Annotated in this window: 6 protein-coding genes; 4 read left to right on the top strand and 2 right to left on the bottom strand. The window is 68.3% G+C overall.

From position 1 onward, the window contains the following. Positions 1-15: 15 nt before the first annotated feature. The gene (locus tag NU688_RS14280; protein ID WP_257861326.1) at positions 16-7,491 is read right to left on the bottom strand and encodes a non-ribosomal peptide synthetase; all 7,476 of its coding nucleotides are present in this window, start codon (positions 7,489-7,491) and stop codon (positions 16-18) included. A 415-nt stretch (positions 7,492-7,906) separates the two neighbouring features. After that, positions 7,907-8,821, bottom strand: a complete 915-nt coding sequence (locus tag NU688_RS14285; RefSeq protein ID WP_257861327.1) for a LysR family transcriptional regulator — start codon at positions 8,819-8,821, stop codon at positions 7,907-7,909. A 120-nt stretch (positions 8,822-8,941) separates the two neighbouring features. On the opposite strand from NU688_RS14285, the gene NU688_RS14290 reads away from it, so the two are divergent. From NU688_RS14290 to NU688_RS14305, 4 genes are all read left to right on the top strand, one after another. Then, on the top strand, positions 8,942-10,138 hold the full coding sequence (locus NU688_RS14290) for a sorbosone dehydrogenase family protein (protein ID WP_257861328.1): 1,197 nt from the start codon (positions 8,942-8,944) through the stop codon (positions 10,136-10,138). Next, on the top strand, positions 10,135-10,788 hold the full coding sequence (locus NU688_RS14295) for a c-type cytochrome (RefSeq protein ID WP_257861329.1): 654 nt from the start codon (positions 10,135-10,137) through the stop codon (positions 10,786-10,788). The genes NU688_RS14290 and NU688_RS14295 overlap by 4 nt, the downstream gene beginning before the upstream one ends. A 94-nt stretch (positions 10,789-10,882) precedes the next feature. Further along, positions 10,883-13,042 (top strand): indolepyruvate ferredoxin oxidoreductase subunit alpha, encoded by a 2,160-nt coding sequence (locus NU688_RS14300; protein WP_257861330.1) that lies wholly within the window; start codon positions 10,883-10,885, stop codon positions 13,040-13,042. A gap of 8 nt (positions 13,043-13,050) precedes the next feature. Beyond that, complete coding sequence (locus tag NU688_RS14305) at positions 13,051-14,667, top strand: indolepyruvate oxidoreductase subunit beta family protein (RefSeq protein ID WP_257861331.1); 1,617 nt, start codon at positions 13,051-13,053, stop codon at positions 14,665-14,667. Positions 14,668-14,693: the final 26 nt, after the last annotated feature.

A 14,693-nucleotide genomic window follows, 5' to 3' on the forward strand; every position in this document is an offset into this window, starting at 1 on the left:
GGTTGCTCCTTTGCTTCAAGAGGTGGTGGTTTCCAAAGCGCGGCGCGCCTTGGTATCGATGCCCAGGTCGACGAAGTAGCGCTGCAGCAGGTCGCGGTCCACCGGCCGGATCGGCGCACCGATGGCTTCGAGCTGCGCATGCGTGGCCGCCCCGCTCACCTGCGGCGGCGTGGCCGTGGTGTCGTAGCGGTCGAGGATGGCGAGCACGGCGGCCAGGTCGCGGTCCTGCGCGACGGCCAGCCGCGCATGTGCGCGCTGCAGCCAGGGCTCCAGGCCGACTGGCTCGAGGCGCATGCCCATGCGCTCGAAGACGTGCGGAATGTCGCGCACCCGCAGCGCCGCCTGGCTCATCAGGTGGAACACCTGGCCCCACGAGGCCTCCTGCGCCGCAAGGCCGAGGATGGCGCGCGCCACGTCGTCCACCGGCGTGAGGTTCAGCGGCAGGTCCATGTCGGGAATCGCTTCCAGGTCGGCATAGAGATGCGCCACGCGCCAGATCAGGTCGTCGGCATTGCAGATCGCGTGCGTGTGATCGCCGGTGACGGCCCCGAGCCGGTAGATCGCGACCGGCATGCCGCGCGCCTGCGCCTCGCGGGCCAGCGCATCGCCGACCCACTTGCTCTGGCTGTAGCCGTCGACCAGCCCGCTCCACGAGGCCAGCGCCGATTGCTCGGTGATGGTGTCTTCCTTGTTGTTCTGGTCGATCACCGCGAGCGTGGAGACGTAGTGCATGCTCTTCGCGCGGCCCTGCGACGTCCATTCGAGCAGCGTGACCACGCTGTCGACGTTCGCGGGCTTCAGGCTCGCGTAGGGATGCAGGAAGTCGACCTGCGCGGCGCAGTGGTAGATGGCGTCGCAGCCATCGCGCACCAGTTGCACGGCCGCGTCATCCAGGCCCAGGCGCGGCTTGCCGAGGTCGCCGGTCACGACCTTGATGCGCGCGTCGTCCCAGATCGCGCCGAGTTGGCGCTGGGCCAGCGTGCGCTTCAGGCGCTCCTCGCCGGCCTGCTCGTCGGGCGCACGCACATGGCAGACCACGCAGGCTGCGGTGTCGCGCAGCAACGCTGCAAGCAGGTGGCTGCCGACGAAGCCGCTGGCACCGGTGAGGAACACGCGGCGCAGTGCGAGCTTCGGTGGGTTGGCCTGTGGGCGGATGTGCGCGGGCAGATCGAGTTCGCGCGACAGGTCCAGCGCTTCCGTCGTGCCGCCTTCGTTGTCGAGCCACGCGGCCAGGTCGGCGATGGTCGGGCGGTTGTAGACCTCGGCGTGCGGGAAGTCCGCGCGCACCTGCTGGCGGATGCGCATGCCCAGTTGGATGGCCATGAGCGAATGCCCGCCGATCTCGAAGAAGTTGTCGTGGATGCCGACGCGCTCCAGGTGCAGCGTCTCGGACCACAGGTCCGCGAGCAGCTTCTCGGTCGGTGTGCGGGGCTCCACATACAGTGCGACCGGCTGCTGGTCAGGCAGCGGCAACGCCTTTTTGTCGAGCTTGCCGCTCTGCGTGAGCGGCAGCGACGGCAGGCGCACGAAGGCCGAGGGCACCATGTAGTCGGGCAAGCCCTGCGCCATGTGGGCGCGCAACTCGGTCGGCTGCGGTTCGGAGCCGGCGACGAAGTAGGCGACAAGGCGCTTCTCGCCGGGCGTGTCCTCGCGGGCGATGACTGCGGCCTGCGTGATCAGCGGGTGCTTGAGCAGCACCGATTCGATCTCGCCCGGCTCGATGCGGAAGCCGCGGATCTTCACCTGCTGGTCGGCGCGGCCGAGGAAATCGAGCGTGCCGTCGGCGCGCCAGCGTGCGAGGTCGCCGCTGCGGTACATGCGGCTGCCGGGTGCGCCGTGCGGGTCGGCGATGAAGCGTTCCGCGCTCAACGCAGGGCGGTTGAGGTAACCGCGCGCCACGCCGCTGCCGGCGATATAGAGCTCGCCCGCGACACCCGGTGGCACCGGTTGCAGGGCACTGTCGAGCACGTACATCCGCGTGTTCCAGATCGGCTGGCCGATGGAGGGCAGCTCCTCGGCCGTCATCGGCGCGCTCATGCTCGCGCAGATGGTGATCTCGGTCGGGCCGTAGGCATTGATCATGCGACGGCCCTGCGACCACTTCGCCGCCAGCGCGGCGGAGCAGGCATCGCCGCCGACCACCAGTGTCTGCAGTTGCGGGAACTCGCCATGCGGCAAGGTCGCGAGTGCGGCGGGCGGAATCAGCGCGTGGCTCACGGCCTGCTTCTCGAGCAGGTCGGCCAGCTCCGTGCCGAGCAGTTGCTCCGGCCCCGGCACCACCAGCGCGGCGCCGGCGCGGAAGGCCATCAGCTGGTCCATCACGGAGGCGTCGAAACCGCTGGACGAGAACTGCAGCACGCGCGAGTCGTGGCCGATGACGAGCCGCTCCGCCATCGCGGTGCCAAGGCTGCTCAGGCCCGCATGCGGCACCACCACGCCTTTGGGCACACCGGTGGAGCCGGAGGTGTAGATGATGTAGGCGGCATCGCCGGGCGCGGCCGTTTGCGCGAGCGGCTTGTCCGACTGGATGGCGAGCGCAGCGACCATGCTGTCGCTGTCCAGCGCGATGCAGCGGGGAACGCCGGCCAGTTCGGGCAGCAGCGCATCGTGCGTCAGCACGGCGGCGGGCGCGGCCTCCTCGAACACGAAGGCGCTGCGCGCGGCCATGTGATTGGGGTCGATGGGCAGGTAGGCCGCGCCGGCCTTCACGATGGCCAGGTGCGCCACGATGAGGTCGAGCGAACGCGGCAGCACCGTCGCGACGATGGCGCCGGCCGCGATGCCCTGCGCGCGCAGCAGGTGCGAGAGCCGGTTGGCACGTGCGTCGAGTTCGGCATAGCTGATGGTCGCGTCGTCCAGCACCACCGCGTCCGCCTGCGGGCGCTCGGCGGCGTGCGCGGCCACCATGGCGGCGAACGAGAGCGGCGCGAGATCGCGCGTGCGACCGCTCCAGTCGGACAGCAGGCGGTCGGTTTCTTCGGCGCTCAGGATGGCGATACCGCTCACCGCGTCGTCGGGCGCATCGCAGGCCTCTTCGAGCAAACGCACCAGCCGCGCGCCCATGGCTTCGATGGTGCTGCGCTCGAACAGGTCGGTGCTGTACTGGATGCCGCCGGAGATGCCGCCCGGCAGCCCATCGGCGCCGCGCTGCTCGCCGAGGATGAACGAGAGATCGAACTTCGCGGTGTCGATGGCCACCGGCTGCGGCGTGATCGACAGGCCCGGCAGGCTGAACGACAGCCGGCTCGTGCTCTGGAAGCCCAGCATGACCTGGAACAGCGGCAGGTTGGCGCGCGAGCGGCCCGGGCGCAGCAGCTCCACGAGGCGGTCGTACGGGAACTCCTGGTTCGCATACGCCGCGAGGTTGGTGGCGCGCACGCGCGAGACCAGCTCGCGCAGGCTCGGCTGGCCCGAGGTGTCGGTGCGCAGCACCAGCGTGTTGACGAAGCAGCCGATGAGTTCGTCCAGTGCGTGGTCGCTGCGGCCGGCGACCGGGCTGCCGATGACGATGTCGTCGCCCGCGCCGAGCCGGCTCAGGAGACCCGCGAGCGCGGCCTGCAGCACCATGAAGACGCTGGCCTGCCCGTCACGCGCCAGTTGCAGGATGCGTTCGTGCACATGCGACGGAATCTGCAGCGGCACCACGTCGCCGCGGTAGGTGGGCACGAGCGGGCGCGCATGGTCGACGGGCAAGGCCAGTTGCTCGGGCAGTTCGCTCAACGAGGAACGCCAGAACTCGCGCTGGCGGCCGGCCATGCTGTCGGCATCGTCTTCGCTGCCCAGCAGCTCCTGCTGCCACAGCGCGTAGTCGGCGTATTGCAGCGGCAGCGGCTCCCAGCCCGGCGCCTTGCCTTCGCAGCGTGCGGCGTAGGCGACGCTGAGGTCGCGCGCCAGCGGCAGCAGCGAAGAGCCGTCGCCCGCGATGTGATGCGTGAGCAGCAGCAGCACATGCTCGTCGGCCACGAGCTTGAACAGGTAGACGCGCAGCGGCGCCGCGCTGCCGAGGTCGAAGGCGTGGCCCGCCGCGGCGTGGAGCTGCGCAGCGATTTCTTCTTCGCTGCTGTCGGCCTCGATCACCGCTGGACGCGCATCCGCGCCGTCGAGGATGTGCTGGTACGGCAGCCCGTCTTCGTTCGGGTAGACCGTGCGCAGGCTTTCATGGCGCTGCACCAGGTCGCCGAGCGCCGCATGCAGCGCGGTGCGATCGAGCGTGCCGGAGAGGCGCAACGCGAGCGGCATGTTGTAGGCCGGATTCGCGCCTTCGAGCTGGTTCATCAGCCACAGGCGGCGCTGCGCGAAGGACAGCGGAATGCGCGCGGGGCGCGGCATCGGCGTAAGGCTCGGGCGCGCGACCGATTCCTGGTCGAGCAGCTCGGCGAGGCCGGCGATGGTGGAGACCTGGAACAACGTGTCGACCGGCAGGTCGATCATGAATTGCTGTCGGATCATCGACATCAGCTGCACGATCATCAGCGAGTGACCGCCGAGTTCGAAGAAGTTGTCGTTCACGCCGACGCGCGGCAGGTGCAGCGTCTCGGCCCAGAGACCGGCCAGGATCTTTTCGGTCGGCGTGCGCGGTGCGGCGTAGGGCGTGGCGGCCTGCACTTCGGGCGGCGGCAGTGCCTTGCGGTCGAGCTTGCCGCTCGGACCGAGCGGCAGCGACGGGAGGCTCACGAAGGCCGACGGAACCATGTACTCGGGCAGCGATTGCGCGAGGTGCGTGCGCAGCTCGGCCGCTTGCGGATCGGTGGCATCGGCTGCGACAACATAGGCCACGAGGCGCTTCTCGCCCGGCACGTCTTCGCGCGCCACCACTGCGGCCTGCGCGACCTGCGGATGCTGCAGCAGCGCCGATTCGATCTCGCCCGGCTCGATGCGCAGGCCCCGGATCTTCACCTGCTGGTCGGCGCGGCCGAGGAAGTCGAGACTGCCGTCCTTGCGCCAGCGCGCGAGGTCGCCGGTGCGGTACATGCGGCTGCCGGGTGCGCCGTAGGGGTTGGCGATGAAACGCTCGGCGCTCAGCAGCGGGCGCTTGAGATAGCCGCGCGCGAGGCCGACACCCGCGATGTAGAGCTCGCCGGTCACGCCCGCCGGCACGGGCTGCATGCCGCTGTCGAGCACATGCATCTGCGTGTTCCAGATCGGGCGACCGATGGGGACGCTCGTGGCTTCCGCGTCGTCCGTGCGCTCGCACTCCCACGAGGTGACATCGACCGCAGCCTCGGTCGGACCGTAGAGGTTGTGCAACTCGCACGAGAGTCGCTGCTGGAACTGCGATTGCAGCGCGGGCGACAGCGCCTCGCCGCTGCAGATCACGCGCCGCAGCGTGGTGCACGCGGCGGCCGTGGGTTCGAGCAGGAAGACTTCGAGCATCGATGGCACGAAGTGGATCGTCGTGATGCCTTCGTCGGCGATGAGGCCGGCAAGGTACGCCGCATCCTTGTGGCCGCCCGGCTTCGCGAGCACCAGCGTGGCGCCGTCGATCAGCGGCCAGAAGAATTCCCACACCGACACGTCGAAGCTCGACGGCGTCTTCTGCAGCACGCGGTCGTCGGCCTGGAGGCCGTAGCGGTCCTGCATCCAGCGCAGGCGGTTGACGATGGCGCGGTGCGACACGACCGCGCCCTTGGGCATGCCGGTCGAGCCCGAGGTGTAGATCACATAGGCCGGATGCGAAGGGTCGATCGCGATGCCGGGGTTGGCGTCGTCGCAACTCGCCAGATCCGCAATCGTTTGCGCTCCATCGATCAGCAATGCGGGGGCGGCTGCCGGCAGCGACTCTGCAAGGGCTTCGGTCGTGACGAGGCACACCGGTTGCGCGTCACTGAGCATGAAGGCGATGCGGTCCTGGGGGAAATCCGGATCGACCGGCAGGTACGCCGCGCCGGTCTTCAGCGTGGCGAGCAAGGCGATCACCAAATCCATCGAACGCGGAATCGCGAGCGCCACGGTGCGCTCGGGGCCTGCGCCGCGTGCGCGCAGCAGGTGCGCGAGACGGTTGGCGCGGCGGTTCAGTTCTTCATTGCTCATCGCCTCACCGTCGAAGCGCAACGCGATGGCTTGCGGGTTTGCGGCAAGCTGCGCCTCGATGAGTGCGGTGAGATGCGTGTCGGGCACCGCGTGGGCCGTGTCGTTCCACTCGACCAGCAATTGCTTGCGCTCGTCGGCGCCGAGCAGATCGATCTGGCCGACAGCCTGCAACGGCAGCCGGATCACGGCGTCGATGAAGGCCAGCAGGCGGCGCTGGTGGTCGGCCAGTTCCTGTGCGGTGTGCACCGCGGGGTTGGCGTCGAAGTCGATCTGCAGGTCCTGCCCGTTGCCGCGCTCGTACAGGAAGATGCCGAGGTCTTCGGCAGTGCCGTTCGAAAGGTTGCGCGGCTTGGCAGCATGGCCCGCAAAGCGGAAGTCGTAGTCGAAGGGCTCGACGTTGACCACGGTGGTGAAGAGCTGCCGGTTGTTCACCAGCATGTTGAGGTCGCTGCGCAGGTGCTCGTAGCGGTACGACTGGTGCCGCAGGATCTGCCGCATCTGCCGGCCGACCTCGCGGATCAGTTCCGGAATCGGCAGGTCCGCACGCATCGCAAGGCGCAGCGGCAGCGCGTTGGCCACCATCGCCGGCACGCGGCGCATGCGGTCGTTGTGGCGCGCGGTGACGGGGATGCCGATCGCCATGTCCTCGATGCCGGTCGCGCGGTACAGGTAGGCGGCCGTGGTGGCGATCAATATCTGCGGCAGCGTGGTGCCCAGTTCCTGCGCAATGGTTTGCAGGGCCTGCACGCTGGCCGCGGGCAGGTGCACCGTCTGGCGCAAGAGGCCACCGACGTTGACCGAGCGGCGCGAGGCAAGGCTCAGCGGATCGGGTGCGTCGGCGAAGCGCTCGGCCCAGTACTGGCGGTCGCGCGGGAAGCGGCCGGACTCGCGGTAGGCATGTTCTTCTTCGGCCAGCTGCGAGATCGGTGCGAGGCGCGACTCCTCGGGCACCGCTGCGTTGTTGTCGACCATCGCGGTGTAGATGTCGGCGAAGCGGCGTGCGATGAGGCCGCCGCCGAAACCGTCGAGCACGATGTGGTGGCTGCGGTGGTACCAGATGTGGCGATCGGGCGAGAGGCGGATCAACGCAGACAGCCACAACTGCCCGTGCGCGAGGTCGATGTTGCGGGTGTAGTCGGCCTGCATCCAGCGCTCGGCCTCGGCCTGCGGATCGCTCTCGCCGCTGAGGTCGAGGTAGGGGATCTCGCCGGCGAAAACCGGCACGACGACTTGTCGCGGCCCCTGCGGGGTATCGACGAAGCTCAGGCGGGTGGCTTCGGTTTCATCGGCCACCTGGCGCATGCCGGCGATGAAGATGTCGGGGTCGATCTCGCCGGCGATGTCGATGGCTTCGGCGAGATTGAAATTGGTGTCGGGCGACGCGAACTTTGCGCCGAGCCACATCGCCATCTGCCCCGAGGTGAGGGGGGCCGTGCGGCCCAGCTGATCGACGGTACTCATGCACTTCTCCAGGTCTTGAGTGAAATTGGCAACGATGCATGTGCGCGAAATCGACGCGTCGTGCACCGGCCGCTCAAGGAGAAATGCCGGTGCTCCGCGGTAACAATCCGTTCACATTGCCAATCCACTGTACAAGTGGTTGCAACAATTTCGGTGACGGTTTTTGGGGAAAAACATTTCGTAAACGCTTTTGAGCCCGAAAGATTTCTTCCACGCGTTGCGATCTGAATCGTGGTTTTCAGAATCGAAGTCTTTCCTCGTATTTCGCGCGCCAAACACCCAAAAGGAATGTTGCGATGCAGCAACTGGGCGAGATGGCTGTAGGGGAATCCCTTGGTGTGCTACCCGCGGAGTGCCACGCCCACGCACCACGCGGCGCGTACTTTGGTTATCGAGCGGCGTCGCTTCAGGCGCTTCAGGCGCGCTCGGAGAACAGCGCCGTGATCACCTGCCGCAGCCAGCGATTGGCCGGGTCGCCCTCGAAGCGTTTGCTCCAGTGCAGCGACACGCTGAAGTCGCGCAGCGGAAACGGCGGCTCGACGATCGCGTAGCCGCCCTCTTCCGCAAAGCCGCGCGCGATGTTGCGCGGCATCACCACCGCGAGGTCGGTAGCGCGCACGATGGCCGGCAGCACCATGAAGTGCTCGGTCGTGAGCCGCAGGCGGTCTTCGAGGTTCAGCAGTTGCAGGATGCGCAGCGTGTCGGCGTGCGTGCGCACCGCCACGTAGTCGAGCTCCTGCAGCGCCTCGAGCAGCGCCTGCCCCTTGCGCCTGCGCTTCACGAAGGGATGGCCCTTGCGCAGCAGCACGATGTAGCGGTCTTTCAGGAGATGGATGCGCTGCGTGTCGCGCACGCTCGACAGGAAGCCGAAGGCGAAATCGATGCGGCCGCTGTCGAGCGCGGGCGCAACCTCCGCCGGCTGCAGCGGCAGGGTCTCCAGCCGCACACCGGGCGCCAGCTCGCCCAGCCGGGCCATCAGCGCGGGCAGGAAGCGCCCCTCGCCGATGTCGCTCATGTGAATACGAAAGCTCTTGCGCGACACCTGCGGCTCGAAGCGGTCGGGCTCGTGCAGCGCCGCTTCGATCGTGCCGAGCGCTGCCTGCACCGCGACCGCGAGCCGGTCGGCGCGCGGCGTCGGCGCCACGCCGCCGGGGGCGCGCGTGAAGAGCGCGTCCTTCAGCAACAGCCGAAGCCGCCCCAGCCCATGGCTCGCCGCGGGCTGCGTGAGGCTCAGCGACTCCGCGGCGCGGCTCACGCTGCGCTCGCGGTAGACCGCATCGAACAGACGCAGCAGGTTGAGGTCGACGGAGTCGATATGCATGCCATTCATATTGCTTAGCTTGATTATTTTATTGAACGCAGACCCCATGGCACGCACACTGGCGAGCGGTATTCAGTCGGCCTCCAGGTCGACCTGTTCGAACACCCCACGACAAGAAGGAGACACGACATGGCCCTACGCCGTTCGCACGCGGTACTCGCCGCCCTGCTCTTCACAGCCACCGCCGCATGGGCCCAGCAGCCCCCGGCCGAGGAACCGGGGTGGGCCAAGGGCCGCCCCAAGAACGAAGCCGCCACGCGCCTGGCACCCGTGCCTTCCTTCCCGATTCCCACCGCGCCCGACCAGCTGCCCACCGCGAAGTTCAAGCTCCCGCCGGGCTTCAAGGTGGAGACCTGGGCCTCGGGCGTGCTCGATGCGCGCGAACTGCGTCAAGGCGCCAAGGGCACCGTCTTCGTGAGCACGCTCTTCGTGGGCAACAAGGTCTATGCGATCGCAGAGAAGGGCGACCGCAAGCCCAAGACCATCATCGACAAGACCGAGTTCGCCACCGGCATCGAGTTCTACAAGGGCGCGCTCTTCCTCGCGACCCACAAGCAGATCGTGCGCTACGACGGCATCGAGGACAAGCTGGACAACCCCGGCACGCCCGTGGTGCTCAACGACAAGCTGCCCGGCGGCCAGGACCACAGCTGGCGATACCTGCGCATGCACAAGGACAAGCTCTACTACGCGGTCGGCGCGCCCTGCAACCTGTGCGAGCCCGACGACGCGCATGCCCGCATCTTCCGCATGAACCCCGACGGCAGCGGCATCGAGACGGTGGCGCGCGGCGTGCGCAACACGGTGGGCTTCGACTTCGATCCGAAGACCGGCAACCTCTGGTTCACCGACAACGGCCGCGACTGGCTCAGCGAAGACCTGCCCAACGACGAGCTCAACGTGGTGACCAAGCCCGACCAGCACTTCGGCTACCCGTACTGCCACCAGGGCAACCTCCTCGATTCGGAATTCGGCTGGGGCAAGAACTGCAACGACTACCAGAAGCCCGCGGCCCTGCTCGGCCCGCACGCCGCCGCGCTGGGCCTCACGTTCTACAACGGCAAGAGCTTCCCGGCCAAGTACCGTGGCGCGATGTTCATCGCGCGCCATGGCCCGTGGAACCGCACCACCAAGTACGCCGACATCGCAGTCGCATGGCCCGACGGCAAGGGCGGTGCGAAGGTCGAACCCTTCATGACGGGCTTCGTCGAGAACAACACCTACCTCGGCAGGCCCGTGGACTTCCTCGTGCTGAAGGACGGCTCGATGCTCGTGAGCGACGACCACGCCGGAGCGATCTACCGCATCAGCTACGGCGGCCGATGAAGAAGGTCAGCCTTCTTCTTGCGCAAGCGGTCGCGGCAATCAGCATGGTCATCGCGCTCTCGTCGGCCGCGGCGCAAGGCACGCCATCGGCGCAATCGGTACCGGGCACCTACGCCCAGCGCTACGCGGCGCTGTGTGCCTCGTGCCACGGCGCGAACGGCCGCAGCGACATGGCGGGCACGCCGGTGCTCGCGGGCCAGCATTCGTTCTATGCGATCACGCAGCTCTTTCTCTTTCGCGAAGGCCGGCGCGACAACCCGGCGATGACCGCAGTGGCCAAGACCATGAACGATGCGGACCTGCGCGGCTTCTCGGACTACATCGCCACGCTGCCCGCGGTGCCTGCACCGCCGGCCGCTACACCACCCGACGCTGCGCGCATGACGCGCGGTCAGGCACTGGCGCAAGAGCATCGCTGCGTGATCTGCCACGGCGCCGACCTGAGCGGCGGCCAGCAGGTGCCGCGCATCGGTCAGCAGCATGAAGACTACCTGCAGCTCACGCTGCACGGTTTCCGCACCGGCAAGCGCCCGGGCTACACGCAGGCGATGGGCGAAGCGGTGGGCCGCATTTCGCCTGAAGACCTGGACACGCTCGCCTACTACGTCGCGCGCTTTCCAAGCGCCCCCGCGAAGCCTCCACCGAAGTAACACCGCCGTACGACATCTGCGGATGCGCGATGCGGAGCGCAGCGCGCCGCGTACCCGTCATACCCCCCAACACTCAACATCGGAGCCGAATCTCTTGGAAGTCTCATTCAGCAAGGAAGTGGAAATGCTGCGCCTGGGCGCAGGCGACACCTTCCACGGCGAGGGCATCCTCGCCATCACCAAGGGCCTCCTGCAGTCGGGCGTGGCCTACGTGGGCGGCTACCAGGGCGCGCCCGTTTCGCACCTGCTCGACGTGATGGTCCAGGGCAAGACCTACATGGACGAACTCGGCGTGCACGTCGAGGCCTGTTCGAACGAAGCCTCGGCCGCGGCGATGCTCGGCGCCTCCATCCACTATCCGCTGCGCGGTGCGGTCACCTGGAAGTCCATCGTCGGCACCAACGTCGCAGCCGATGCACTGTCGAACCTCTCCTCACCGGGCGTGACCGGCGGCGTGTTGATCGTCGTAGGCGAGGACTACGGCGAAGGCGCCAGCGTGATCCAGGAGCGCACGCACGCCTACGCGCTCAAGTCGAGCATGTGCCTGCTCGATCCGCGGCCCGACCTCGGCGTGATGGTGCGCATGGTCGAAGAAGGCTTTCGCCTCTCCGAAACCTCGAACATGCCCTGCCTGATGGAGTTGCGCATTCGCACCTGCCACGTGCGCGGCAGCTTCGAGTGCAAGGACAACATCGCGCCCGCGGTCTCCACGCGCGCGCTGATGACCGAGCCCGCGGGCTTCGACTACATGCGCCTCGCGCACCCGCCCGTCACCTTCCGCCACGAGAAGCTCAAGGGCGACCAACGCATCCCGGCGGCGCGGCGCTACATCGTCGAACACGGCCTCAACGAGCTGATACCCGGCCATCGCCATGAGGACCTCGGCATCGTGGTGCAGGGCGGGCTCTACAACGCGCTGATCCGCAGCCTGCAGCAACAGGGCCTGGCCGATGCGTTCGGCGAGACGGACATCCCGATCCTCGTGCTCAACGTGACCTACCCGCTGGTGCCCGAGCAGGTCGCCGACTTCTGCGTGGGCAAGCGCGCGGTGCTGGTGGTGGAAGAAGGCCAGCCCGAGTACATCGAGCAGGACATCGCGACCTTGCTGCGCCGGCGCGACATCCAGACACCGCTGCACGGCAAGGACATGCTGCCCGCCGCCGGCGAGTACGGCGTCGAGGTGCTGTCGGGCGGCATCGGCACGTTCGCTGCGAAATACATCGAAGCCGGCGAGGCGTTGTCATCGGCACAGGCCTGGCTCGCGGGCAACCGCGAACGCCGCGAGGCCGTTGCGCGCCAGCTCACGGCACCGCTGCCCAACCGCCCGCCGAGCTTCTGCATCGGCTGCCCCGAACGCCCGGTGTTCTCCGCGCTCAAGCTTGCGCAGCAGGAGACGGGGCCGGTGCACATCGCGGCCGACATCGGCTGCCACGCCTTCGGCACCTTCGAGCCGTTCTCCATGGGCCACTCGATCCTCGGCTACGGCATGAGCCTCGCGAGCCGCGCGGGCGTGGCGCCGATGATGAACCGCCGCACGCTGTCGATCATGGGCGACGGCGGCTTCTGGCACAACGGCCTGCTCACCGGCGTGCAGAGCGCGCTCTTCAACGACGACGATGCGGTGCTGCTGATCTTCAAGAACGGCTACACCTCGGCCACTGGCACGCAGGACATCATCTCCACGCCCGACGACGAGATGAAGGAGCGCGCGGTCGACAAGCAGCAGAGCCTGGTCGACAAGAACCAGACCATCGAGGCCACGCTCACGGGCCTGGGCGTGAAGTGGATGCGCACCGTGACCACCTACGACGTGGAACGCATGCGCAAGACGCTGACCGAGGCGCTCACCAGCGACTTCAACGGCCTCAAGGTGGTGATCGCCGAGGGCGAGTGCCAGCTGGAACGGCAGCGGCGCATCAAGCCGTGGATCGCCGGTCTGCTCAAGAAAGGCGAGCGCGTGGTACGCGTGAAGTACGGCGTCGATGAAGACGTGTGCAACGGCGACCACGCCTGCATCCGCCTCTCGGGCTGCCCCACGCTCACGCTCAAGGACAACCCTGATCCGCTGAAGGTCGACCCGGTCGCCACCGTGATCGACGGCTGCGTGGGCTGCGGCCTGTGCGGCGCGAACGCGCACGCGGCCACGCTGTGCCCGAGCTTCTATCGCGCCGAGGTGGTGCAGAACCCGAAGTGGCACGAACGCCTGCTGCACGGCCTGCGCGGCGCCATGGTGCGCGCCCTCCAATCCGCATGAGCCACGCCATGGAACAGAACCGCCCCACGACCCTGCTCGTCTGCGCCCTCGGTGGCGAAGGCGGCGGCGTGCTCACCGAATGGCTGGTGGACATCGCCCGCCATGCCGGCTACGCCGCGCAGAGCACCTCGATCCCCGGCGTCGCGCAGCGCACCGGCGCCACCACGTATTACATCGAGGTGTTCCCCGTGCCGCTCGCGCAGCTCGGCGGCAGGCGCCCGGTGTTCAGCCTGAGTCCGGTGCCGGGTGCGCTCGACGCGATCGTTTCTTCGGAGCTGCTCGAAACCGCGCGGCAGATCGGCAATGGCATGAGCGCACCGCTGCGCACGCTGGTCATCAGTTCGTCGGCGCGCATCCTCACCACCGCGGAGCGCATGGAGCCCGGCGATGGACGCGCCGATGCGCAGCGCTTCGTCGATGTGGTCAAAGCCTTCAGCCGCGAGCACCATGTGTTCGACATGAACGCGATCGCGCGCGACACCGGCACCGTGGTCAGCGCGGTGATGCTCGGCGCCATCGCAGGCAGCGGCCTGTTCCCGTTTCCGCGCGAAGCGTATGAGCACGTGGTGCGCGGCGGCGACACGAGCGCACCCGAGAAGCTCGACAAGATGGCCGCCGCCAGCCTGCGCGGCTTTGCGGCCGCCTTCGACGCGGTGAGCGCGCCGCGCACGCAAGCCGCCTTCGTGAACAGCGTGATGGCCGGCGATTCCGCCGATGCGCCGCCACCGGCACGCGCCCTGCCCGATGAACTGGCATGCCGCTTTCCGCCTGCGGTGCACGACATGCTCACGCTCGGCCATGCGCGCGTGCTCGACTACCAGGACGCCGCCTATACGACGCTGTATGCCGAGCGCCTGGGCAAGGTGCTCGATGCCGAGCGTGCCGCCGATCCGGCCGGCGCCCAGGGCTTCGCCGTCACCCGCGAAGCCGCGCGCTGGCTTGCGCTGTGGATGGCCTTCGACGACATCGTGCGCGTGGCCGCGCTCAAGGGCCGCGCCAGCCGTGCGCAGCGTGTGCGCCAGGAGGTGCGCGCCACCGACGAAGACATCGTGAAGGTCTACGACCACTTCAAGCCCGGCGCCGCCGAGTTCGCCGCGCTGCTGCCGCCCGCGCTGTCGCGTCGCGTGACCGCATGGGACCGCGGCCGGCAGGCGCGCGGCCGGGAGCCCTGGGCACTGCCGCTGAAGGTGGGCAGCCACTCGGTCTTCGGCATGGCGTCGCTGCGGCTCCTGTCATCGCTGAAGTGGCTGCGCCGCCGTGGCAGCCGCTTCGCCGAAGAGCAGGCGCTCATCGAGCGCTGGCTCGCGGCCGTTGAAACCGGCACGCGCGAGACCTGGGCGCTGGGCCACGAGCTCGCGCTGTGCGGCCGGCTCATCAAAGGCTATGGCAGCACCAACGAACGCGGCAAGCACAACCTGCTGCATGTGATCGACGCACTCGCCGCGAACCCGGCCCTGCCCGCGCCGGCTCGCGCGGAAGCGATTGCCGCGGCGCGCGAAGCGGCGCTGACCGACGAAGGCGGCAAGGCGCTCGACGCAGCGCTGGTGCGCCATGGTGCCGCGCCACGGCCGGTGCAGGCGCAGCCGATTCGCTGGATGAAGCGGCCGCCTTCCAAGGCCGCGTGAACTTCCGGCCGAACGAATTCATAACG

The organism is Variovorax sp. ZS18.2.2 (assembly GCF_024701975.1).
Lineage (GTDB): Bacteria > Pseudomonadota > Gammaproteobacteria > Burkholderiales > Burkholderiaceae_C > Variovorax.